We start from the raw sequence: 24,267 nt of genomic DNA, 5'->3' as shown, positions 1-24,267 counted from the left end.
ATAATTATTCGGTAACCACACGCAAGTGTGGTTATTTTTTGATCTCCTTTCGGTTGGGATACACGGCGTGCGCTATTTATTGACGTTAGTGTTGTGCTGTCTGGTGGCCGCCTGCAACCAGTCGCAACAAGGCATAGGTGACACGTTTAAGCTGGCGATATTTGGCACGCCAGATGTGCAGTTAACCCCAGAACAAGTCCATGATATTCCCTACGCCAGCATTTATGCCAAGGTGAATGGGGGATCGCAAATATTACTGGTGTTGGCCTATGCGGAGAACGGTAATTTAAAATGGGTAACCCGCGATAAGGCCATGTTGGTAACCCGCAATGGCCGTCTGGTAAAGACCTTGGACTTGCCCGACAATCTGTTGGACGTGACCAATCTGGACAGTGATCCTTTAATGCATGCTCAACGCATCGTTGACGGAACCCAATGGACCCGTGTTCAGTCTTGGACCGAAGGTAAGCAACTGCGCACCGCCACCATGTCTTCCCGGTTTAGTCTGGCAGGGGTGGAAACTGTGACCGTATTAGATGCTCCTCACGTGTATCGCGTCCTTGACGAAGATGTTAGCGTCGCGCAATTGAATATCCATTATCGCAATCGTTTCTGGATCGAACCAGACACCGGCGCCGTACGAAAAACCGAACAATATATCGGACCGGGTTATTTCCCGATTGAAACCATCACTTTAAATCCCTATAAGCCATGAAAAAACAACTCCTACTCGCAGTGAGCTTATGTGCTGGTTTTATTACCTCTGCTGGCGCTGATAGTCGTGTGGCAATTTATTCGCCAGGTCAATCCCAGCCGGTGGTTATTGAAGGTATCAATACTCTCCAACAATTGACGTTAAATCCAAAATTGGCCGGACACACTTGGTGGCAGGGTACGGTGATCGCGGAAAAAATGGCAACCGCGGTACAGCGAGAACAACAAAAACAACTGCTGGTGCGACTCGATGCGCTGATCGCTGATTTACGACAGGATAATGATATCGATTTGGCCGGTTCGGTGCAGCAGGTGCGTCGCCAAGTTGCTGCTTTGCAGGTGACCGGACGTCAATTTGTTTCGCTTGACGCAGATGTTATCCGCCTGCAAGACGGCGCAAACCGCAAGCTACAGGGCGATTACAGCCTTTATACGCTGACGAAACCGACCAGTGTGCATATCTATGGTGCGGTGACGCCCGCAGGTGCGCAACCGTTTCAAGTGGGCCACAGTGTGCAGGATTATCTAGAGATCCATCAACGACTGGCGGGGGCGGAAAAAAGCTACGCCACGCTAATCATGCCTGACGGGCACGCTAAATCGGTGCCGGTGGCATATTGGAATCGACGGCATAATGAAGCAGCACCGGGCAGTATTATCTACGTTGGGTTCTCCTCATGGGCACTGCCCAGTAATTATCAGGATATTAACGAAAAAATCGTCTCCTTGCTGACTCACCGGATCCCTGACTGATGAAAAAAAAATATCTTTTCAGCATCATCGCGTTGTCAGTGGCTAGCGCCTGCCAGGCGGCGTCATACACCGATCCTTTGGGGCCTTCGCAAATGGATCAAGGGGGGGTGGGTTTGCTGCAAACCCCTACCGCGCGCATGTCGAAGGACGGAGAGTTCAGTCTTAACTACCGGGATAATGACCAATATCGTTTTTATTCCGCCAGTCTGCAATTACTCCCCTGGCTGGAAACCACCATTCGTTATACCGATGTCCGCACCCGTGAATACAGCAGCGATCCGAACTTTAGCGGCTCTCAGACCTACAAAGATAAAGGCATCGATGTAAAGATGCGGTTATGGCAAGAGGGCTATTGGTTGCCTGAGGTGGCGGTAGGAGTACGCGATTTCGGTGGCACCGGGTTGTTTGATAGTGAATTTTTTGTCGCCAATAAAGCCTGGGGACCGTTAGACTTCTCCCTTGGCCTGGGTTTTGGTTATCTGGGCAATAGCGGCAACGTGTCCAACCCGTTCTGTCAATTTAAAGACAGCTATTGCACGCGCAATACGAGCTACAACAAGGCCGGTTCATTTAACGGTGGCGACATGTTCCACGGTCCGGCCGCGGTATTTGGCGGAGTGGAATATCAAACACCCTGGCAGCCGCTACGGTTGAAACTAGAATATGAAGGTAATGATTATAAAGGGGACTTTGCCGGTCGTTTAAAACAAAGCTCGCCGGTTAATGTTGGTGCGATTTACCGCATTGGTAAATGGACCGACCTCAACCTAAGCTATGAACGCGGTAATACCCTGATGTTTGGTGTGACGATGCGCACCAACTTTAATGACTTGACTCAACGACATCGGGACAGTGAGCCACAGGCTTACGCGCCTCACCCGCAGTCTGATATGTTGCAACACCAGGTGGTGGGCCAACAACTGACGGATATCAATAGTAACGCGGGTTTCACCTCGCCGCATATCCAGGTTAAGGATCGTACACTGTACCTGACCGGTCAGCAGGATAAATACCGTGATCCTCAAGAAGGGGTGGACCGCGCCAATCGCATACTGGTGAATAATCTGCCGGAAAATATCGACACCCTTAAGGTAACCAATACCCGGCTAAATTTACCCCTCGTGACCACCGAAACCGATGTTAAGAGTTTGCAGGATACCTTGTCAGGTTATCCGCTGGGACATGAACTGCCACTCAAACAGCGGCGCACCGAGCCGGATGTGCCGCAACGAGCTGAACAGGGTTATTATATTGACCATGATCGTCTGCAGCTTAGTTGGGCACCGGTGCTTAACCAATCTGTTGGCGGCCCCGAATCGTTTTATATGTACCAACTCGGGGTGGAAGGCAGCGTAGGCTACTGGCTGACCGATCACTGGAACACCAGTGGGACCTTATTCGGCAATATCATCAATAACTATGACCAGTTCAAGTTCACCGCGCCACCGAGCGATTCACAGCTTCCCCGGGTACGTACCCGAGTGCGTGAGTATGTGCAAAACGATGTTTATATCAGTAATCTACAGACCACCTATATCAATCGTTTAGGTGGCAGTTGGTACGGACAGCTGTACGGTGGTTACCTGGAAATGATGTACGGTGGCGTCGGCGGTGAAGTGTTGTATCGGCCGCTTGATACCAACTGGGCAGTGGGGCTTGATGGCAACTACGTCAAGCAGCGCGACTGGAACAATATGATGCAGTTCGCCGACTATACGGTGGCCACTGGCAATCTGACCGGTTACTGGCAGCCCGGCTTTGTGGACGGCGTACTGGTCAAGGCCAGCGTGGGACGCTACCTGGCCAAGGATAAGGGCGTGACCTTCGATGTTTCTAGGCGCTTTGACAGCGGCATTACCGCCGGGGTTTTCGCCACCTTTACCAATGTATCGGCAGCACAGTACGGTGAAGGTTCCTTTACCAAAGGTTTCTACCTGTCGATCCCGCTTGATTTGCTAACGGTTACGCCTAACCGCACCCGGGCGCAGCTGAACTGGATCCCGCTAACGCGTGACGGCGGCCAAATGGTCGGGCGTAAATACTACCTGTACGGCTTAACGGAAGAACGTTCGCCGGCGGTAGAATAAATCCCACTAGCTTCACGCTGGAAAAAGCCTTCGGATAGAAGGCTTTTTTTTTGATGTTGTCGTTGATAAAACCGGTGATAACCGGTCCAATACGCCGTAGGAAGAATAACCTGACTCAGGGCCGCGAGTTAAGACGGGTTAATCTCGTGGTGTTCTGGGCTACACTATTGGCTAGGGTTAATTGAAACTACGGGAAACCGGATGAAGCATGATCCTTATATCTCATTTTTAACATCGATTCAATGGGGTATCGACGATACGCCACCACCTGATGTCGCTCAGGCGGACTGGCTGTTGGAGCAGGGATCCATGACCCGGCGCTTTGAGCAACATTGCCGGCAGGTCACCATCCATCGCTGCCGTGAGGGGTATGTCCCGGCATCTGCCATAGGGAGGGAAATGGCCTTGCTGCCGGCTTGTGATAGCTATTGGTTGCGCGAGGTCATATTGTATGGCGACGGGAAACCGTGGCTGGCGGGTCGCACCTTGATTGCAGCAAGCGATCTGGTTGGCGCAGAGTGGGCGCTCACCAGCCTTGGTGATCAGCCCCTTGGGAAATGGTTGTTTCGCGGTGATGTGCCCGTGCGGGACTATATCCAGTTAGGTAAAATGAACAGTTTATGGGCCCGCCGCTCCTGTTTTCGGCCGAGCGGCAAATCATTATTACTCACCGAGCTATTTTTACCCGATGCTCCGCTGTATCGTTAACTATCGTGCCAACGTTGTGACAATTCTGATGATGTAAAAGGAGAGTGAAGTGGAACAAAGCGCCACAATGGGCAAATGGCAGGCTTGGTGCCGGTTAATGCGAATTGATAAACCCATTGGTTCTCTGTTGTTACTTTGGCCGACACTGTGGGCTTTATGGTTGGCGGGACGCAGTACGCCTGACTTTCATATCCTATCGGTCTTTATTTTAGGCGTATTTTTCATGCGTGCCGCAGGATGTGTGGTTAATGACTATGCCGATCGAAAAATTGACGGCAAGGTAAAACGTACCGCCACCCGGCCCCTGCCCAACGGTCTGGTGTCGGAAAAAGAGGCCAAGGTGCTGTTTGCTGCACTAGTAGGACTGTCCTTTACCCTGGTATTAACCCTTAACACGATGACCATTCTTTTATCCGTGGCGGGTCTGGCTCTGGCGTGGATTTATCCGTTTATGAAACGGGTGACCCATTTGCCGCAGGTGGTGCTTGGCGCGGCGTTCGGCTGGTCGATCCCCATGGGGTTCGCTGCAGTTAGTGAGTCCTTACCACTTTCTTGTTGGCTGCTGTTCGCCGCGAATATTGTCTGGACCGTGGCTTACGACACACTCTATGCAATGGTGGACCGCGATGATGATATTAGCATTGGCGTGAAATCCACGGCGATCTTATTTGGGTGCTACGACAAAGTCATCGTGGGCGGATTGCAGGGGATAACGCTGTTGTTATTGGTGTTAATAGGCTGGCGGACCGGCCTGCAGTGGCCATTTTATGCATCGCTGATGATCGCGGCTGCCCTGTTTGTCTATCAGCAAAAATTAATTGCTCCCCGCGAACGGGACGCCTGTTTCAAGGCATTTTTGAATAATAACCTGGTGGGAATGATCATTTTTATTGGCATTGCGCTAAGTCTGTTAATGCAAGGGGCCGCCTGATTTTTTATGCTGGCGAGTGATGAAACTATCAACATCACTCGCCATGCAGGGATTATCCCTCGGCGTTACCCCTGAGGCACGGCCTGGTTAGTGCGGGGTTAAATGCTCCTCAGCGAGCTCTTTGACCGGGACCTTGGCAAGCTGGCTGGCGCTTTCAATGGTAAGTTGCACCTCCGGCGCCAGCAGTTCGCTAAGTATCTCCACCATTTCAGTCACCTTTTCACCGATGGCATCACCACTGTCACTGATATATCCCTCGTGGCGCAACGTGGCCACTAACGTTGAAAACACGGCTTTGTCGAAAAACTCCGGGGCATTGATACCGTGTAACACCGAGAGACGTTGGGCCATGATCCGGCTCTCTTTCTCTAGCGTGCCGCGGTTTATCTGTGGGTTAACCCGTAATAACGAAAAAGTAATGGCATAACGCTGCAATGTCTCCCGCGCGCTGGCGGCGAGTAATTGTAGGGTATTTGCACGGGCGTCGTTGAGCGCTAACCCGCTATCATGTTGGATAATCAGCTCCTGGCGTGCCAGTTCGGTTATCAGTTCATCAATTACCGGCTCGATGGCCTGTTTTTGATGATGCATAAAGAGCTCAGCTTTTAGCAACGGATACAGCAGATTGATGCGGTACAATAGCTGCTGCCGATGGATCCCTGGATTGCCGATAACAATGCTGGCCACCAATGAAGGCAGTATGAATAGATGCTGAATATTATTGCGATAATAGGTCATCAGCACCGCCTGTTCACGGGACAGATAAATTATTTCGCCGATCGTATCCTGCTCCACGCTAAATTTGTTCATCGCCAAGGCGTGCTCAAGTAGCTCTTGTGCGTTGGACTCGGGCACCGTAACATCGGTCGCATAAGGCACGTTGCGAATCAGCTCCAGACAACAGGTAAGCTGTTGCAGTAGCTGTTCACGGGTAAGTGAGCGCTGACGGGAGGCCAGTAGCACGGTGGAGCACAGATTGATCGCGTTCACTGCTGCAGCGTTGTTGATCCGCACCATAATCGTCCCGGCGATATCATCAACTGCGGGCGCGAGCCAGGGTGGACGTTGCGATTCGATAGGGTCGATGGAATCACGCCAGTGCGGTACATTCTGATTCAGGTAGGTGCTAAGGGATAACGGTTCGCCAAAGTTGACATAACCCTGGCCTAAATTTCGCAATTTGCGCAATCCGCGCACCATTTGCACAAAACCTTCTTTTTCTTTGGTGGCGCCCCGCAGCTCTTTAGCATAGGTGGCGACTTCCATAACATGCTCGTAGCCTACATAAATTGGCACGAGAGTGATCGGCCGGTTGCCGCCGCGCAACATGGCTTGAATGGTCATTGTCAGTGTGCCGGTTTTAGGTTCCAGCAAACGCCCGGTTCTTGAGCGACCCCCTTCCATAAAATATTCAACCGAGTAGCCCCGGGTAAACAGTTCTCCGAGATATTCACGGAAGATGGTGGAGTAGAGTTTATTACCTTTGAACGTACGACGAATAAAAAAAGCGCCCAAGCGGCGAAAAATCGGACCTGCTGGCCAGAAGTTTAAGTTAATCCCGGCAGCGATATGCGGTGGTACCAGTCCCTGATGATAGAGTACGTAGGACAACAACAGATAGTCCATATGACTGCGGTGGCAGGGCACATAGACGATTTCATGGCCATCTTCCGCCAGTTGTCGTACGCGTTCTGCGTTGCGTACGTGCAACCCTTGATAAAGACGGTTCCAGGTCCAGCTCAATACCCGGTCGGATAAGCGCACCGCTTCGTAGGAAAAATCCGCCGCAATTTCTTCCATCAGTGTAATGGCGTTCTGCTGCGCCTTCTCTACGGAGATTTTTTTCGAACGCGCGTCGTCTTCAACTGCTTTTTCGATGGCTTTAGACGCCAATAATTTATTAAACAAATCCTGGCGGACGGGCAATCGCGGCCCCACCGCCACCAGGCGCTGACGGGCAAAATGTATCATGGCGACCCGGGCCAATTTTTGTGCGATTGTTTTGTCGGTGCCGTGCTCCGTCGCCATATAACGCATGGACAGGGGATTGGAGAATCGCACGAAGCTATCGCGGCCGAGCCAAAGCACCGCAAAGAATTTCTGAAACCCGTTGAGCAGACGTAGCTGAGGCGTTGGCTGATTTTGCTGCGCTTCTCGCCCGGGGGAACGGCCGAACATGATTGACACGGGCACCATCTGCACATCGAGCTGCGGGTTGCTGCGATGCAAATCCAGATAGTCGTGAAAAATTTTCACCGACTCACTTTTTTCGGTGAAATAAGGAAATACTCGCGGGCCATCGTGAATAAAGACGTAGCGTGCTAGCGTGACACCGTCGATCTCCAATGGAACCAGTGGGTCCGGCAACCGAAGTTGCAGACATTGGGCACGTAAGGTGAGCAGGTCTGCCTTTGAATTATAAGGTAACACATACATTATTGGCCGCAAGGGATCCAGACCGGCGTCTTCCGGTGGATTTGCGGGAATAACTTTGCTTTTCACCAACAGCCTGAGCGGTAGATCCAACAACGTATAATAAATGGTTCGCCAGCCTGACATATTTTTGTGAAGCCTCTTGTTAGCATTGCGACACAAGAATACCAGAAACCGCGCGTCAGATCTGTGGTGATACGAACGCGAAGAAACGGTAAGATGAGCGCTATTTCACTCTGTGCATGGAATCATGGCAAATCAAACCTCCGGGCTGGCGCGTATTTACAAGGCCACGGGATACTCAATTAAAGGATTTTGCGCCGCTTGGCGTCATGAAGCCGCCTTCCGTCAGGAAGTTGTGGTTGCCGTCATTGCGATTATCCTTGCATGTTATCTCGAAACAGACGCTATTTCGCGTATTTTATTGATCGGGTCAGTATGGTTGGTGGTGTTGGTGGAGATCATCAATAGCGCTATTGAAGCGGTAGTGGACCGTATCGGGCCGGAACAGCATCCACTCTCCGGCCGGGCAAAAGATTTAGGATCGGCGGCCGTGACTCTGGCGATCGTTCTATCGGTATTTATCTGGGTGACGTTACTGTGGACGCATCTTGGATAAACTGCCGTTTTTAGCGGCTTGGCGGCCGGGATTTATGATGTTTTGCTACGTTGATGGTTTTCAATTGCATCAGACCTGTATATACTCTCAGAAAGACTGTATAAACAAACAGGGGATGGAATGAAAGCGTTAACCGCCAGACAACAAGAGGTTTTTGAGCTTATACGCGATCATATATCGCAAACCGGTATGCCGCCGACCCGTGCGGAGATCGCACAGCGTCTGGGGTTCAAATCCCCCAATGCCGCTGAGGAACACCTCAAGGCGCTGGCGCGTAAAGGCGCGATAGAAATTGTCTCCGGTGCCTCTCGCGGCATCCGGTTATTGATCGAAGAAGAAACCGGGCTGCCGCTGGTTGGCCGTGTCGCTGCTGGCGAACCCTTGTTGGCGGAGCAGCACATTGAAAGCTACTACCAAATAGATCCTGACCTGTTTAAGCCGCATGCTGATTTCCTGCTGCGGGTCAGTGGGATGTCAATGAAGGATATCGGCATCATGGATGGCGATCTTCTGGCGGTGCACAAAACCCAGGATGCGCATAACGGACAGGTCGTGGTGGCGCGTATCAACGATGAAGTTACGGTAAAGCGTCTCAAAAAACATGGCAATATCGTGGAGTTATTACCAGAAAACAGCGAATTCTCACCTATTATCGTTGACCTTCGCCAGCAGGAACTGTCTATCGAAGGGCTGGCGGTCGGCGTGATCCGTAATGGGAACTGGATTTAACGACGGTTTTTTCCCTACATGACTCAATGTGGTCCGGTTATGGATGAGCGTTTCTCCGGCACCGGGCCTGTTTGACAACGCCTATTATGCCTTTCACTCACCGCTGTTTATACCCGTCATACTTCAAGCTGTCGGTGCGTTGCAATATTCGGTCCTTCCGTGGGCCTCACCCTTAACGGGGCCGCGAGAAGTTGCGTTCAAATTTGCTGCACTATTTTACTGCACTGTTTTGCCCCACTATTTTGCCCCACTATAATGCCTATCGCCAATCCTCTGCTATAATTAGATTGTAGTGTTAATCAATGAATAGAACATAGGTGTTGAAATCCTATTTAGTCGATTAACAAAGTGAATTATCAGTCCAATCCAAGGAGGCTTTTATGAATAAAGATCAAACTAGCGGTAATTGGAAGCAGTTTACCGGTAAAATAAAAGAACAGTGGGGTAAATTGACTGACGATGATTTAACTGTGGTTGAAGGCAAACGCGATCAACTTATCGGTAAACTTCAGGAACGCTATGGCTATGGTAAAGACGTTGCTGAAACAGAAGTTAAAAATTGGGAAATCCGCAATAAATTTCGGTGGTAGCGGTTTATAGGCCAAGGAGGGGCGCCATAAGATAGGCCTTTTGTTTTAGCTTATTCTTATCCATGGTTGTAAGGGTGTGCTGTCTATAATTCTATCCACCTTAGGCGATTGATGTTTTTACCACCCGCTACCTTGGTAAGGTAGGGTTATTGAGATGTCAGCGTTTTTTTATGGCTATTGAATGGTCATGTTCGCAGGTGTCGGGATGGTTACAGGCTTGCACATCCGTACATAATGGACAAAATCCATGGGCCTCCACAACATTATGGCGCATCGTAAAACCACTGGCCTCGGCCATTTTTTGCAAGATATCCTCAATACCCTGTGTGGCCTGTTCCGTGACCTGGCCACAGCGATCGCAAATAAAGAAGGCGGAAGTGTGTCCCGGTTGCTCAAAATGGTGGCACAAAACAAAGCTATTGGTTGACTCAACGCGGTGAATAAAACCTTGCTCCAGCAGGAAATCCAGGGCGCGATAGATGGTCGGTGGTTTGGCTTGAGGTTCGGAGACCCGCAGCAGATCCAGCAAATCATACGCACTGATTGCGCCCTCCTGCTGAGTCATCAGCCGCAACACTTCCAACCGCTGTGGCGTCAGGCGCACATTACGCTGTTCGCATAATTGTTCCGCTTGGCTAAGTAAGTGGGACGAAGTCGATGCAGTCATAGAGGTTCCTCATAGCGTGTTCCTTAGTCTATCTTATCATGATGGCATTAAAACGCCGAGTCCATACCCGTCATCTTTCAGCTCGCGGGATTGGTGTCACATGAGTGAGTTAACCAGGGTATACGTGCATTCATTTGACGCATTTATTCAGGCAGCAGGACCCGATGATGGCAGATTTTCCTGTAGATAGTGATGTGCAGTTCTTGAAGATGGGTGGTATGGGGCGGCGTTAAGCATGATAGCGCAACACCGCCTTGGGTTAATGACCGTCCTCAGATGGCAACAGAACGTGTCTTTATGCTATCGGTGACTCTGTTGGCGATGGACATGAGATGGTAAATGATCTGTTTGTTACTGGCCTTGGTTTTACGTTTAATATTGATTTTATGGGATGATAGGGTTTTTTCTTTTATTCCAAGCTGGTTGCAAATATGCATAGTATCAAAGCCGGACATCCACATTTTCAAAATTTCCGCTTCGGTTTTACTAAAATGCAAAGGGGAAAAACCCATTGCTGAATCTGCATTATGCCAAGCTTTGGTATCCATGAAGTATTGAATTATCATGATAAGTGAGCTTATTTTGATAAACTTAGACACTATAATGACATTATCTTTGATCGGTACGAAATCATGAAATTTAATATTTTCATTTCCAATAAAGATAAAGAATAAGGTAAGTGGCTGATTTTCAATAATAGCTTTCAGTTCATTGCTATCGTTGTGACATTGAAAATAATTCTGATTAATGAAAATAATCGTTGGCGTTGCTTTTTTGCATTTGTGCTTTAAAGAATCTATCGTCTCCAAATCGCGAATGCTGTCTTTTATTCCACTGTCAGCTAATGAACTTCTTAACGCGTGTTTAGTATATGTGCATGGGTCTAAAATAAATACTGTCATAGAATAGTGCCATCTATAATTTATGTCGTTCCATGACGAAGTGAGGAAGCGATAGCCATCTACCTAGGTGAATGGCGACCCAAAAAATATTATATTTTTATTATTTGACTTCCCTTCTTGGATAGGCCGGTTGTTATGCTAATACCATAGTCGCTACTGTTTTCTATTAGAAATAATCTAATTATCGTGAGTTCAATAGTTTTGCTCATGCTCCACCTTCCACTCACACACCATGTTTCGTAACTACTAATTAATGTTTAAATGATTACGATCAATTTGTAAATAATGAAAGTTCTTTTTGGGATTAAATGGTGGTTATATGGTATTTTTTGAGCAATTTAGCGATGAATTTTAGTTATGTATGTTAATTTAAAGTTAACAACTGCTGGAACATACAGCCGATTCCCCGTTACGCTGTCTCACGTTCTCCCGGGTTCGGCTCGGTTTTTCTATGCTATAGTAGCCCGTAATCATTATTCCATTACAACGTCGGCCGACTTCGTTATCCGAAGCGTTTTAATGCGACGTTGATCATCATCAAATACGGCAAATTGGTCCACATGCGCGATAACATTGTTCAAACACATACCTTGTCGACTCCACTGGTACCTGCAATTGGCGGGATTCTGCCCGCCCGGCGTCTGTCGGTAGCGCCGATGCTCGACTGGACTGACCGGCACTGCCGGTACTTTCTGCGGCTATTAACACGTCATTCGTTATTGTATACAGAGATGGTCACTACCGGTGCCTTGCTCTATGGCAAAGGGGATTATCTGGCATTTAATGATCACGAGCATCCGCTGGCGCTGCAGTTGGGGGGGAGCGACCCACAGGCGTTGGCTCGTTGTGCCCTTATGGCACAACAGCGTGGCTATGACGAGGTTAATCTCAATGTTGGCTGTCCGTCTGACCGGGTGCAGAATGGCCAATTCGGTGCCTGTTTGATGGCCGAGCGGCAAAGAGTGGCCGATTGTATTGATGCTATGCGTGCAGCGGTATCCATTCCGGTGACGGTTAAAACCCGTATTGGCATTGATGATCAGGACAGCTACGAATTTTTATGTGAGTTTATTCAGACCGTGGCCGAACGTGGCGGTTGCGATACTTTTATTATCCATGCGCGCAAGGCTTGGTTGTCCGGTCTTAGCCCCAAAGAAAACCGTGAAATCCCGCCGTTGGATTATCCTCGGGTCTATCAGCTGAAACGGGATTTCCCAGCATTGACGTTGGTGATCAACGGTGGCATAAAAAATCTGGATGAGGCGCTGGTGCATCTGGAGCAGGTAGATGGTGTGATGATCGGGCGCGAGGCCTATCAAAACCCGGGTATTCTGGCTCTGGCGGATAGCCGGATTTTCGATAGTGCCGATCCTTTTAGCCATATGGCCGGGATCGTGCAGGCAATGTTCCCTTATATTGAACGCGAGCTGGCCCAAGGGACCTATTTGGGACATATCACCCGGCATATGCTGGGATTATTTCAAGGTATTCCCGGCGCACGCCAATGGCGGCGACACCTGAGCGAGAACGCGCATAAACCGGGTGCCGGTATTGGGGTGGTGGAGCAAGCGCTGGCCAAGGTGTCGGGGCGAGGGCTGACGGCGGATTTGGCCAATTGATGGTGAAAATAGCCATCAATAAACGTGATGGCAAAACTTTTTCTTTATTAATCAGTGCAATTTAAGGCTGTTAACCTGGCATGCTTCTTGAATTAATCCTATTAAAGACTGACGGTTATTCCCGCTATTCAGGAGCCTATTATGTTAGAGATTTTTTTTGTTATCGGTTTTTTTATCATCTTGTTGCTGACCGGAATTTCTATGCTTAGCGTACTGGCCGCACTGGTGGTGGGTACGTTTGTGATGATGTTTGCCGGTTTGTTTTTTATGGCGATTAAATTATTGCCCTGGTTGTTGTTAGCTCTGGTGGTAGCCTGGATCTGGCGAGCGGTTCAAGGTCCCCAACTGCGACGTTACTGATACCACCCAGCTGCATTAGTGGGTTGTGGCAAAAAAAACGTTAATTTTTTTTTACATTAACGTGGAGCCGGTCACAGCTTGTGATCATTTCAGGGCCAAGAGAGTGCTTAACGATTTTTTTTTCTTATAAGTACTGTTATTATTACAGAATATTACTAACGCAGTGAATTCATCAATAACACTGGATAGAGATATAAAATAGGATAATAGCCATGCTTTAGAGGTCTCGGGTTACAAGAGTCATTATCCTTGTACTACCAATGAGATACTCTATATGCGGGCAACTCTGGTGATTAGACCTACTGTTCCTCCCTACAGAAAAGTATAAAAATAACGATATAATGCTCCACCATAAAAGCACTTATCAAAAGCGCTGATGAAAGCCATTTTACCAGGGCCTCCTTGCAGAGGCCCTTTTTTTTGTGCGCCTGCCGCTTGTGGGTATTACGGAATCAGCAGTAACGAGCCGTGAGTTGCCCGACTTTCCAACGCTTGATGCGCTCGCTGGGCTTGTGCCAACGGGAAGGTCTGTTTTTCCGCCACCTTGATGTTGATCGCACCGCTGGCAATCATTGAAAACAATTCATTACTGGCCAGCGTTAATTCTTCACGGTTGGTCACATAACCATTCAAAGACGGGCGGGTGACATATAACGAACCTTTCTGATTGAGAATGGCCAGGTTGACGCCGCTTACCGGGCCTGACGAGTTGCCGAAGCTGATCATGAGGCCGCGGCGGTGCAGGCAATCTAACGAGGCTTCCCAAGTACTTTTGCCTACTGAATCGTAGACCACGCTGACCTTTTTACCTTCGGTGAGCGCAGCGACACGTTCGGGCACGTTTTCTTCTCGGTAGTTAATCGTTTCCCAGGCCCCGGCTGCCTTTGCCAACGCGGCTTTTTCCGCTGAGCCAACCGTGCCGATCATTTTGGCACCCAACGCTTTAGCCCACTGGCAGGCAATGTATCCGACTCCTCCGGCGGCGGCGTGAAACAAAAAAATCTCGCCGGGCTTGATTTCATATGTCTGGCGCAACAGATAATAAACGGTCAGGCCCTTTAAAAACGACGCTGCAGCTTGCTCAAAGGTGATGGTATCGGGTAACTGGGCGATATTTTTTTCCGCGACATTATGAATATCGCTATAGGCACCCAAGGTTGATTGGGCATACACCACCCGATCGCCCACCTTCAGGTCGGTCACGCCGGATCCCACCTTTACGACAACGCCGGCGGCCTCGGTTCCCAGGCCGGACGGCATGGTGGGCGTTGGATATAATCCGCTGCGCACATAGGTATCGATGTAGTTTATCCCAATCGCCTTATTGGCAACCTGTACTTGGTCGGCGGTTGGATCATCCGGGGTAAAATCAACATATTGCAGTACTTCTGGGCCACCGTTGGCGGAAAATTGAATACGCTTTGCCATATTTTTTCCTCAGCCTGATCATAGGCTTAATAATTTGTGTTGCCCTAAGGCGCTGACGCACCCCATCCCCCGGTGTTGACTCGGCTGCTGGGGTGGGCGAGGACACATCTGCAGGAGCAGATGTGAACCCGACCTGTCGCGGCCCTGTCAGGAGCGAGGCCCAGGCAAGGGCTGTGTATTCGCGCCTGCAACGTGCAGTATGATGGGTATAGTGGGTTTACGTGTTAATTAACCATAAGCTCTTCACTCAGGTTTGCAAAGCCACATAGGATTTGTCGACAATCAACGATACAATGCATTTTTATCTCATGCTTCATCTATCAGGCAATGTCATTACCACATGTCAGAAAAAAAACCAGCCAATAAAACAAATTTTTCCCGGGACCGTCAGGTCGAGGGCCTGAAACTCCCACCCCATTCTCTGGAGGCGGAGCAGTCAGTGTTGGGTGGGTTAATGCTGGATAATGAGCGTTGGGACAACGTCGCCGAACGCGTGACGTCCAAAGATTTTTTTAACCGGCCACACCGGCTGATTTTCGGCGAAATGCAGCGCCTGCTTGAACTGAATAAGCCCATCGATTTGATCACATTATCCGAATCGCTGGAGCAAAAAGGCGATTTGGATTCTGTGGGCGGCTTCGCGTATCTGGCGGAGTTGTCAAAAAACACCCCCAGTGCGGCCAATATTTCCGCCTATGCGGATATCGTACGGGAACGGGCGGTGGTGCGTGAGATGATCGCGGTAGCCCACGAAATAGCCGATGCCGGCTACGACCCTCAGGGACGCAGCAGTGAAGATTTACTCGACTTGGCCGAGTCCCGGGTGTTCCAGATTGCTGAAAATCGCGCAAGTAAGGATGAAGGTCCCAAAAGTATTGATCGCATCCTGGAAGACACGGTAGCGCGTATTGAGCAGTTGTACCAAAAGCCCCACGATGGTGTCACTGGCGTTTCCAGTGGTTACCATGATTTAGATAAAAAAACCGCCGGTTTTCAAAAGTCGGATCTGATCATTGTCGCCGCGCGACCGTCAATGGGGAAAACCACCTTCGCCATGAATCTGTGTGAAAATGCCGCCATGACCGAGGATAAACCCGTGCTGATATTCAGCCTGGAAATGCCCGGCGAACAGATTATGATGCGTATCTTGGCCTCGTTATCCCGTGTCGATCAGACCCGCATCCGCACCGGACAACTCGATGATGAGGACTGGGCGCGTATTTCCAGCTCTATGGGCATTTTGCTGGAAAAACGCAATATGTATATTGATGATTCATCGGGGCTAACGCCTACCGACGTCCGCTCCCGTGCCCGGCGGGTTTTTCGCGAGCATGACGGTCTTAGCCTTATCATGATCGATTATTTGCAACTGATGCGGGTGCCACAACTGTCCGAAAACCGCACACTGGAAATAGCGGAAATTTCGCGTTCACTCAAGGCGTTGGCCAAGGAACTGCAAGTACCGGTGATCGCGTTGTCCCAGCTTAATCGCGGGCTGGAGCAGCGTGCTGATAAACGGCCGATCAACTCCGATCTACGTGAATCCGGATCGATCGAGCAGGATGCTGATCTGATCATGTTTATCTACCGTGACGAGGTGTATCACGAAAACAGTGATATGAAAGGTATTGCCGAGATCATTTTGGGTAAACAGCGTAATGGCCCGATAGGCACGGTGCGATTAACATTTAATGGGCAGTGGTCGCGGTTCGATAGTTATGCCGGGCCACAATATGATGATGAATAATAACCAGGACGAGAATAATGAAAACGGCAATTGCCGTTATTAACCGCCAGGCTTTGCAACATAATTTGCGCCAGGTGCGCCTGTTAGCGCCTCAAAGTCAGGTCGTGGCGGTGGTAAAGGCCAATGCTTATGGTCACGGGTTATTGACCACCGCCTTCACGTTGCAAGATGACGCCGATTATTTTGGCGTGGCGCGTCTGAGTGAAGCTCTGGCGCTGCGCAACGGTGGTATTACCAAACCTATTTTACTGTTGGAAGGTTTTTTCAGCGCTGACGAACTGCCGTTATTGGCCCGTTACGATCTTGCCACCGCCATCCATAGCCCCGAACAGCTGTTGGCGCTGGAGCAGTCACATCTAGAGCGGCCGCTGCAGGTTTGGATGAAACTCGACACTGGAATGCACCGGCTGGGTGTATTGCCGTATCAAGCTGACGCGTTTTATGCGCGTTTGGCGGCTTGCCCAAACGTTGATGGGCCGGTCAACATCATGAGCCACTTCGCGCGAGCCGACGAACCACAGTTGGATACCACCTTGCAGCAGTTGGCCTGTTTTGCCCAGTTTGGCGGGGATAAGCCTGGCAAACGTTCCATTGCCGCGTCGGGAGGTGTGTTGTTGTGGCCTCAGTCTCATCATGATGTGGTCAGACCCGGTATTTTGCTCTATGGCGTATCGCCCTTGGACAGCGGCGAAGCCGCGTCATATGGTTTTCGTCCGGCAATGACGTTGACCTCGTCGCTGATTGCGGTGCGCGAACATCGGGCCGGAGAGGCCAGCGGTTATGGTGGTACCTGGGTTAGCCCTCGGGATACCCGCCTCGGTGTCGTGGCATTCGGTTACGGAGATGGTTATCCACGCAGCGCCCCCAGCGGTACGCCAGTATGGGTAAATGGTCGTAAGGTGCCGCTGGCCGGTCGGATTTCCATGGATATGCTTACCCTGGATTTAGGCCCGGATAGCCAGGATCGCGTGGGCGACCGGGTCATCTTATGGGGTCCAGAGTTGCCGGTGGAGCAGGTTGCCGCTGCCACGGGCATCAGCGCCTATGAATTGATTACCAAACTCACTTCACGGGTCGAAACGACCTATTTACCCTAACTAATTCATGTGAATGGGGTTTTACTCACTGAACCCGTTAAACCAGGAGATCTGCATAGTGTTCCAGAATGTTGATGCTTACGCCGGGGATCCCATCCTATCGCTGATGGAAACCTACAAACAGGATACTCGACCTGATAAGGTCAACCTGAGCATCGGGCTATATTATAATGAGCAGGCCATTATTCCGCAGCTAAACTCGGTGGCACAGGCCGAAGCGAGGCTCGCCAATCCCAAGCAGGCCATGTCATATCTGCCGATGTCAGGATTGCCTGCCTACCGTTGCGCTAGCCAATCATTATTGTTCGGGGCTCATCATCCGATGCTTGAACAGGGGCGCATTGCCACCATTCAAACCTTGGGCGGTTCAGGTGGACTGAAAATAGGGGCGGATTTCCTCAAAGGTTATTTCCCTGACTCTAGCGTGTGGGTCAGCGATCCCACCTGGGACAACCATGTGGCCATTTTCGCCGGGGCCGGGTTTAACGTTAATCGTTACCCTTATTTCGATGGTGAACGCTTGGCGGTGAATTTCAATGCTATGCTCGATTGCCTGGCGGCGTTACCGGCAAAAAGCATCGTGTTATTGCATCCTTGCTGCCATAACCCTACCGGTTCGGATCTTACCCGGGAACAGTGGGATCGGGTGATTGGCGTGGTTGGCGAACGCGGGTTGATCCCCTTTCTGGATATCGCGTATCAGGGGTTTGGCGAAGGGCTGGACGAGGATGCCTATGCGGTGCGTGAAATGGCGCGTCTCGGACTGCCTTGCCTTATCAGCCAATCGTTTTCTAAAATTTTTTCACTCTACGCCGAACGGGTCGGTACCCTGTCAGTCGTCTGCGACAGTGCGACTGAAGCTGATTGTGTGCTGGGGCAATTGATGGCCACCGTGCGCCGCAACTATTCAAGCCCGCCGAATTTTGGCGCTCAAGTGGTATCGCTGGTGCTCAACGATGTGGCGTTAAATACTTTATGGCACCAAGAGGTGTCCAGCATGCGTCTGCGAATTTTACAGATGCGCCAGAGTTTGGTGGATGCCCTGAAAACGGCCCTGCCGGCCCGGAATTTTGATTATTTACTCCAGCAACGGGGCATGTTCAGCTATACCGGCCTGACGCCGGCGGAAGTTGATCGGTTGCGCGATGAATTTGGGGTGTATTTGATTAGCAGCGGCCGTATGTGTCTGGCCGGCCTCAATACCGACAATGTTCAGCGGGTAGCCCAGGCTATCGCCGCACTGCGCTAACAGTCCTTAGCGCCACTGACCCGCTCTAACGGCCAGTGGCGCACTCAGCACGATTAACGTGCTATCCAGCCCTGCCTGCTCGCTGTTCTGCCTGTCATTTTTGCCACAGCAATGATGTTGGTTATCCCCCTCCATGCAGATTAATCAACCTAAACAGCGCCTCGACGCGAGTTCGTTTTCACGTTGTCCGTTCCGACAACGTGAAAGCTGGAGGGTCTATACTTACAAGTAATAGGTAAACAGAGGAGCGTGCATCATGTGGTATCAACAAATGCTGATCCTAAGCCCCCATCAGCGGGGTTTTCATCTGGTAACCGCAGAGATAACCGATAGACTTAATCATTTAACCGAGATCAAGACCGGGTTGTTGCATTTACTGTTGCAACACACCTCTGCCTCCCTGACCTTAAATGAGAATTGTGATCCTAGCGTCAGGTCTGATATGGAAGGCTATTTTTTGCACCAGGTGTCTGAAGATGTGCCTTATCGTCACGATTATGAGGGCGCGGACGATATGCCTGCGCATATTAAATCGTCATTATTGGGGGCGTCACTGTTGATTCCAGTGGGGCAGGGTAAGTTATTACTGGGTACGTGGCAGGGTATTTGGCTGGGTGAACACCGTAACCGGGGTGGCGAGCGGCATATCCTTGCCACCTTGCAAGGAGAGTAGGTCGGGCGCCATCAGTTTTTTTTCTGACGGCACCGGGGGACATTCCCGATGCCGAATCAGCGGGTTAGGGTATCCGGTTCAACTTACGGGCGTCACCGGGTGATGTTTACGTGCCAGTATGGGTTTGAGAAAACGTGCCGTATGGGATATTTCACTGGCCGCCACTGTTTCCGGCGTACCCGAGACCAGGATCTCGCCGCCGCCGTTGCCCCCTTCGGGGCCGAGATCGACAATCCAGTCTGCGGTTTTAATCACGTCCAGATTATGCTCAATCACCACGATGGTATTGCCTTGATCGCGCAGCTGGTGCAGTACTGCCAGCAGCTGTTCAATGTCGGCAAAATGCAGACCGGTAGTGGGCTCATCCAGAATATACAGGGTTTGGCCGGTACCTCGTTTCGACAGTTCGCGCGCCAGTTTGACCCGCTGGGCCTCACCGCCGGACAGGGTCGTCGCCGATTGTCCTAGGCGAATATAAGACAGACCGACGTCGATCAGCGTTTGCAGTTTGCGTGCCAGCGCCGGTACCGCATCAAAAAACGTCCGCGCATCTTCGATGGTCATATCCAGCACTTCGTGAATATTTTTACCCTTGTATTTTACTTCCAGGGTTTCGCGGTTGTAGCGTTGACCCCTACACTGATCGCACGGCACATAGATATCCGGCAGGAAATGCATTTCCACCTTGATGACGCCGTCACCCTGGCAGGCTTCGCAGCGCCCGCCGCGCACATTAAAACTAAAGCGGCCGGGCGTATACCCTCGGGTACGGGACTCCGGCACCCCGGCAAACAGTTCCCGCACCGGTGTAAATACGCCGGTATAGGTCGCCGGGTTGGAGCGCGGCGTACGGCCGATGGGACTTTGGTCGATATCGATAACCTTATCGAAATGTTCTAATCCTTGGATATCGCGGTAAGGCGCGACTTCGGTGGTGGTGGCGCCGTTGAGCTGGCGCTGTGCCACCGGGAACAACGTATCGTTGATTAATGTCGACTTACCGGAACCTGATACGCCGGTGATACAGGTAAACAATCCCACCGGTAGCGTTAGGGTAACGTCTTTTAGATTATTGCCCCGGGCACCGATCAGTTTCAGCACTTTGGTGGGATCAGCCGGAATGCGGTGTTCGGGAATCGCGATCTCGCGTTTGCCACTGAGAAACTGCCCGGTCAGTGATGCCGGGTTGGCCATGATCTCCTCGGCGGTGCCTTCCGCCACGACTTCGCCGCCATGCACCCCGGCGCCCGGACCGATATCGATGATATGATCCGCCGCCCGGATCGCGTCCTCGTCATGTTCCACCACGATGACCGTATTGCCGAGATCACGCAGGTGAACCAGCGTTTCCAACAACCGTTCGTTATCACGTTGGTGCAGCCCGATAGAGGGTTCGTCGAGGACATACATTACGCCCACCAACCCCGCGCCAATCTGGCTGGCCAAACGAATACGCTGCGCCTCGCCACCGGACAAGGTCTCTGCCGAACGGGATAAAGAGAGGTAGTTCAGGCCGACGTTGACCAGAAACTTCAGCCGGTCGCGGATTTCCTTCAAAATTTTCTCGGCAATTGTCGCCCGTTGGCCACTGAGTTTCATCTCGTCGAAGAAACTCAGCGCATTGCCGATACCCATATCAGAAATGACCGGTAACGTGGTGTTTTCTACAAACACATAACGTGCTTCTCGCCGCAGGCGTGTGCCGCCGCAGCTATTACACGGGCGGTTGCTGATATATTTCGCTAATTCTTCGCGTACCGCTGAGGATTCGGTCTCTTTATATCGCCGTTCCATATTCGGTAGCACGCCTTCAAAAGGATGTCGCCTGATGGAACTGTCGCCGCGGTCGTTAAGATAGCGAAATTCGATAGTTTCTTTCCCGGAACCAAACAGAATTTTTTGCTGGATATCGATATCAAGCTGGTTCCACGGGAGTTCTACATCAAATTTGTAATGCTCGGCCAGCGAACGCAGCATTTGGAAGTAGTAGAAATTGCGCCGATCCCAGCCACGAATGGCTCCGCCTGCTAGGGAAATTTCCGGATTCTGCAATACCCGTTCTGGATCGAAATATTGTTGCACGCCCAAACCGTCGCAGGTCGGGCAAGCGCCGGCCGGGTTGTTAAATGAAAACAGGCGAGGTTCCAGTTCTGGCATGCTGTAACCGCAGATTGGGCAGGCAAAGTTGGCTGAGAACAACATCTCCTCGGCCTGGGCGTCGTCCATATCGGCTACCACGGCGGTGCCGCCGGACAGGCCCAGGGCGGTTTCAAACGATTCTGCCAGGCGCTGGGCCAGATCTTCTCGGACTTTAAACCGATCGACCACCACTTCGATGGTGTGTTTTTTCTGCAGTTCCAATTTGGGGGGATCCGAAAGATCGCATACCTCACCGTCGATGCGCGCACGGATATAACCTTGGGTAGCCAAGCCCTCCAGGGTCTTACTGTGTTCGCCTTTACGCTCTTTTACCACCGGCGCCAGCAGCATCAGACGTTTGCCTTCCGGCTGCAATAATACATTATCCACCATCTGACTGACGGTTTGCGCCGCCAGCGTCACGTCGTGATCCGGGCAACGCGGTTCGCCGACCCGGGCGAACAGCAAACGCAGGTAATCATGGATTTCAGTAATGGTCCCGACGGTCGAACGCGGATTATGGGACGTTGACTTTTGCTCGATGGAGATGGCCGGCGACAGGCCTTCGATATGGTCCACATCCGGCTTTTCCATCAAGGAAAGGAATTGCCGCGCATAAGCGGACAGCGATTCGACATAACGGCGCTGCCCTTCAGCATACAGGGTATCGAACGCCAGGGAGGATTTGCCCGAGCCGGAAAGGCCGGTTATCACGATGAGCTTGTCCCGGGGAATAATCAGACTAATGTTTTTCAGGTTATGGGTACGAGCACCACGAACTTCGATCTTATCCATTCAACTTAATCCCGACACCGGATGAATAATTGCTACCGGTCGTGCCTGCAACAACACAACTGGCGCGAAACGGACAATTATGACACAAAAAAAGCTGAACGAATATCCAGTATTGATTGTAACGACTAACTCTGCATTCATCTCGATTGGATCGCGGCCGCAATGATTTTCACCCGTGTCCTTTCGGCATTTGCGTGGTAAACTTTAGCGATTACACTTAGTAAAACATCTTATCAGGAGAGTCGACATGGCCAGCAGAGGCGTTAATAAAGTGATTCTAGTCGGAAATCTGGGCCAGGATCCGGAAGTCCGCTACATGCCGAACGGTGGTGCGGTTGCCAATATGACACTGGCAACGTCGGATAGCTGGCGCGACAAGCAAACCGGCGAGACCAAAGAAAAAACCGAATGGCACCGCGTTGTGCTGTTCGGCAAACTGGCCGAAGTGGCTGGCGAATACCTGAAAAAAGGTTCGCAGGTCTATATTGAAGGTGCGCTGCAAACCCGCAAGTGGACCGATCAGGGTGGACAGGAACGTTATACGACTGAGGTGGTAGTCAACGTGGGTGGCACCATGCAAATGCTGGGTGGCCGTCAAGGTGGCGCGGCAGGTGCTGGCGGTGCGGCCAGCGGTCAGCAGGGTGGCTGGGGACAGCCGCAGCAGCCGCAGGGCAATAATGCCCAGTTTAGCGGCAACCCGGGCGGCGCAGCCCCCACCACACCGTCGGCTAGTCGTCCCGCGGCGCAGAATACACCTCCTGCTGGTGGCAACGAGCCACCGATGGATTTTGACGATGACATCCCGTTTTAAGTGCGCCGTTTTGCTTTGTAAATCAAGTGGTTAATTCGAGTTATTGAATTAATCATAGGCTGTTGGAGTGCCTATTGCAAGCCTGACTTATCCTTACCCGGTAATGGGTTTGAACCTCGAAAGAGGGAGGGGAGTGTAGCATGTCAGGAAAAGGCTGGTTGCGGGGAAATAACCTACTTTGCGCCAGCCATTGCAAATCCCATATGGTTAAGCCTGATTGGTTGAATCATAGTTCATAGTGGGTTTCGGGATATCGATGGCTCACGGTTATCTAGGAGTCATACCAATATTTATAGTAATTATTTTTAGAAGGTTACTATATCCAACAATATTGGCACCTGCTCGGTGAGAGTGGTAATTGAACGTAAGTGAAACCTAAGTGGGATGCACCTTGACTACAAAGAAATACGGGATTACCTAAGTTGGTTAAGTAATTAACCAATATGGTAACGGAGACTCCGTAGTACCCAACGTAGCTCTGTAATGGAGTCGCAATTGGCTAACCAATCTGAAAAATATATATAAACTGATAAGCAATTATCAATGAAATTATATTCGTAAGGGGGAAGGGAGTCAGTTGGATCTATACTAATAGAAGCGAGGTTCGATAGTCAGTGCTATCACAGAGAACACTCAATGCTCTAAGTGGTATAAACAAAGCCAGTATACAAGGTTATAAGATCAAGAAGCTGCATAAAATCATGTGCAGTAATAAAGATCTTTGGGCACAGGCTTATGCTAATATTTATTCCAATTCGGGAGCCATGACGAAAGGAATAAATAATAATACGATGGATGGAATGAGTGTGGACAGGATTATCAGTCTTATTCATCTCATAGACTCAGGTTCGTACATACCCAAACCTTGCAGGCGCGCGCACATACCTAAAGATGCCCGAAAACCGAATGGAAAGAAACGTCCCTTAGGTATTCCAACTGGAGACGATAAATTAATACAGCAAGTAATGAGAATGTTATTGGAAGAGATCTATGAACCGGTTTTTAGCGACTGGAGCTATGGATTCAGGCCTAAGCGTTCCTGTCATTCTGCATTAAAAGAAATCAGAAACGGTTGGAAAGGAACAAAATGGGTATGTGATGTAAGGGGACGGGCGTCTCGCCTTGCTCACGAAATATCATTCCAGCATTCTGATCTCACCCCATATAATCGGTGTGAGATGAACCATGGCAAAACGTTATTCCCTTAGTGAAAAAC

General features: G+C 50.5%; 20 protein-coding genes and 1 pseudogene. 16 read left to right on the top strand and 5 right to left on the bottom strand.

Annotated features, from left to right (window positions below; translation table 11 throughout):
• Nucleotides 1-67 precede the first annotated feature (67 nt).
• The 5 genes from SJI19_RS21160 to ubiA all read left to right on the top strand — a co-directional run bounded on the left by SJI19_RS21160 (nucleotide 68) and on the right by ubiA (nucleotide 5,193).
• Entirely contained in the window at nucleotides 68-715 is a 648-nt protein-coding gene (locus SJI19_RS21160; RefSeq protein ID WP_323480244.1) for a YjbF family lipoprotein, read from the top strand.
• A complete protein-coding gene (locus SJI19_RS21155; protein ID WP_323480243.1) occupies nucleotides 712-1,467 on the top strand; it encodes a capsule biosynthesis GfcC family protein in 756 nt (251 codons plus the stop codon). Before SJI19_RS21160 ends, SJI19_RS21155 begins: the two co-directional genes overlap by 4 nt.
• Nucleotides 1,467-3,554: a YjbH domain-containing protein gene (locus tag SJI19_RS21150; protein WP_323480242.1), complete on the top strand. Its 2,088-nt coding sequence runs from the start codon at nucleotides 1,467-1,469 to the stop codon at nucleotides 3,552-3,554. Before SJI19_RS21155 ends, SJI19_RS21150 begins: the two co-directional genes overlap by 1 nt.
• Before the next feature lie 201 nt (nucleotides 3,555-3,755).
• On the top strand, nucleotides 3,756-4,262 hold the full coding sequence (ubiC, locus tag SJI19_RS21145) for a chorismate lyase (protein WP_323480241.1): 507 nt from the start codon (nucleotides 3,756-3,758) through the stop codon (nucleotides 4,260-4,262).
• 67 nt (nucleotides 4,263-4,329) lie between these two features.
• Nucleotides 4,330-5,193 (top strand): 4-hydroxybenzoate octaprenyltransferase, encoded by an 864-nt coding sequence (gene ubiA / locus SJI19_RS21140; protein WP_323480262.1) that lies wholly within the window; start codon nucleotides 4,330-4,332, stop codon nucleotides 5,191-5,193.
• 87 nt (nucleotides 5,194-5,280) lie between these two features.
• Here ubiA and plsB read toward each other — a convergent pair whose 3' ends face one another.
• Nucleotides 5,281-7,752: a glycerol-3-phosphate 1-O-acyltransferase PlsB gene (gene plsB / locus SJI19_RS21135; RefSeq protein ID WP_323480240.1), complete on the bottom strand. Its 2,472-nt coding sequence runs from the start codon at nucleotides 7,750-7,752 to the stop codon at nucleotides 5,281-5,283.
• A gap of 124 nt (nucleotides 7,753-7,876) precedes the next feature.
• On the opposite strand from plsB, the gene SJI19_RS21130 reads away from it, so the two are divergent.
• The 3 genes from SJI19_RS21130 (at nucleotide 7,877) to SJI19_RS21120 (ending at nucleotide 9,564) form a co-directional block, all read left to right on the top strand.
• A complete protein-coding gene (locus SJI19_RS21130) occupies nucleotides 7,877-8,245 on the top strand; it encodes a diacylglycerol kinase (RefSeq protein WP_323480239.1) in 369 nt (122 codons plus the stop codon).
• Between the two features lie 120 nt (nucleotides 8,246-8,365).
• The gene (lexA, locus tag SJI19_RS21125) at nucleotides 8,366-8,974 is read left to right on the top strand and encodes a transcriptional repressor LexA (protein WP_323480238.1); all 609 of its coding nucleotides are present in this window, start codon (nucleotides 8,366-8,368) and stop codon (nucleotides 8,972-8,974) included.
• 380 nt (nucleotides 8,975-9,354) lie between these two features.
• Nucleotides 9,355-9,564, top strand: coding sequence for a CsbD family protein (locus SJI19_RS21120; protein WP_323480237.1), 210 nt, complete (start codon nucleotides 9,355-9,357; stop codon nucleotides 9,562-9,564).
• A 157-nt stretch (nucleotides 9,565-9,721) separates the two neighbouring features.
• Here the strand turns inward: SJI19_RS21120 and zur are convergent, their stop codons facing one another.
• Nucleotides 9,722-10,231 (bottom strand): zinc uptake transcriptional repressor Zur, encoded by a 510-nt coding sequence (gene zur, locus SJI19_RS21115; RefSeq protein WP_323480236.1) that lies wholly within the window; start codon nucleotides 10,229-10,231, stop codon nucleotides 9,722-9,724.
• A 272-nt stretch (nucleotides 10,232-10,503) separates the two neighbouring features.
• Nucleotides 10,504-11,133, bottom strand: coding sequence for a transcriptional regulator RcsA (gene rcsA, locus SJI19_RS21110; RefSeq protein WP_323480235.1), 630 nt, complete (start codon nucleotides 11,131-11,133; stop codon nucleotides 10,504-10,506).
• Between the two features lie 560 nt (nucleotides 11,134-11,693).
• Between rcsA and dusA the strand changes: the two genes are divergently transcribed.
• On the top strand, nucleotides 11,694-12,752 hold the full coding sequence (gene dusA, locus SJI19_RS21105; RefSeq protein ID WP_416347583.1) for a tRNA dihydrouridine(20/20a) synthase DusA: 1,059 nt from the start codon (nucleotides 11,694-11,696) through the stop codon (nucleotides 12,750-12,752).
• A 141-nt stretch (nucleotides 12,753-12,893) separates the two neighbouring features.
• Nucleotides 12,894-13,112 (top strand): envelope stress response protein PspG, encoded by a 219-nt coding sequence (pspG, locus tag SJI19_RS21100; protein WP_323480234.1) that lies wholly within the window; start codon nucleotides 12,894-12,896, stop codon nucleotides 13,110-13,112.
• A 444-nt stretch (nucleotides 13,113-13,556) separates the two neighbouring features.
• Here pspG and SJI19_RS21095 read toward each other — a convergent pair whose 3' ends face one another.
• Nucleotides 13,557-14,540 carry a quinone oxidoreductase gene (locus SJI19_RS21095; RefSeq protein ID WP_323480233.1) on the bottom strand — a complete coding sequence of 328 codons (984 nt, stop codon included), beginning with the start codon at nucleotides 14,538-14,540 and terminating at the stop codon, nucleotides 13,557-13,559.
• Between the two features lie 340 nt (nucleotides 14,541-14,880).
• On the opposite strand from SJI19_RS21095, the gene dnaB reads away from it, so the two are divergent.
• From dnaB to SJI19_RS21075, 4 genes are all read left to right on the top strand, one after another.
• The gene (dnaB, locus tag SJI19_RS21090) at nucleotides 14,881-16,287 is read left to right on the top strand and encodes a replicative DNA helicase (protein WP_323480232.1); all 1,407 of its coding nucleotides are present in this window, start codon (nucleotides 14,881-14,883) and stop codon (nucleotides 16,285-16,287) included.
• A gap of 17 nt (nucleotides 16,288-16,304) precedes the next feature.
• Entirely contained in the window at nucleotides 16,305-17,384 is a 1,080-nt protein-coding gene (gene alr, locus SJI19_RS21085; protein WP_323480231.1) for an alanine racemase, read from the top strand.
• 58 nt (nucleotides 17,385-17,442) lie between these two features.
• Entirely contained in the window at nucleotides 17,443-18,633 is a 1,191-nt protein-coding gene (locus SJI19_RS21080) for an amino acid aminotransferase (protein WP_323480230.1), read from the top strand.
• Between the two features lie 256 nt (nucleotides 18,634-18,889).
• Nucleotides 18,890-19,306 (top strand): secondary thiamine-phosphate synthase enzyme YjbQ, encoded by a 417-nt coding sequence (locus tag SJI19_RS21075; RefSeq protein WP_323480229.1) that lies wholly within the window; start codon nucleotides 18,890-18,892, stop codon nucleotides 19,304-19,306.
• Between the two features lie 78 nt (nucleotides 19,307-19,384).
• Here SJI19_RS21075 and uvrA read toward each other — a convergent pair whose 3' ends face one another.
• Complete coding sequence (uvrA, locus tag SJI19_RS21070; protein ID WP_323480228.1) at nucleotides 19,385-22,240, bottom strand: excinuclease ABC subunit UvrA; 2,856 nt, start codon at nucleotides 22,238-22,240, stop codon at nucleotides 19,385-19,387.
• Between the two features lie 247 nt (nucleotides 22,241-22,487).
• Here uvrA and SJI19_RS21065 point away from each other — a divergent pair, with 247 nt between their 5' ends.
• Both SJI19_RS21065 and SJI19_RS21060 read left to right on the top strand, forming a co-directional pair.
• Nucleotides 22,488-23,051 (top strand): single-stranded DNA-binding protein, encoded by a 564-nt coding sequence (locus tag SJI19_RS21065; protein ID WP_323480227.1) that lies wholly within the window; start codon nucleotides 22,488-22,490, stop codon nucleotides 23,049-23,051.
• Nucleotides 23,052-23,665: 614 nt separating this feature from the next.
• Nucleotides 23,666-24,187: pseudogene (locus tag SJI19_RS21060) on the top strand (reverse transcriptase domain-containing protein); the annotation flags it as partial.
• Nucleotides 24,188-24,267: the final 80 nt, after the last annotated feature.

Source organism: Acerihabitans sp. TG2, assembly GCF_035013185.1.
GTDB lineage: Bacteria > Pseudomonadota > Gammaproteobacteria > Enterobacterales > Enterobacteriaceae > Acerihabitans.
This window is presented reverse-complemented; position numbering and strand designations above follow the sequence as displayed.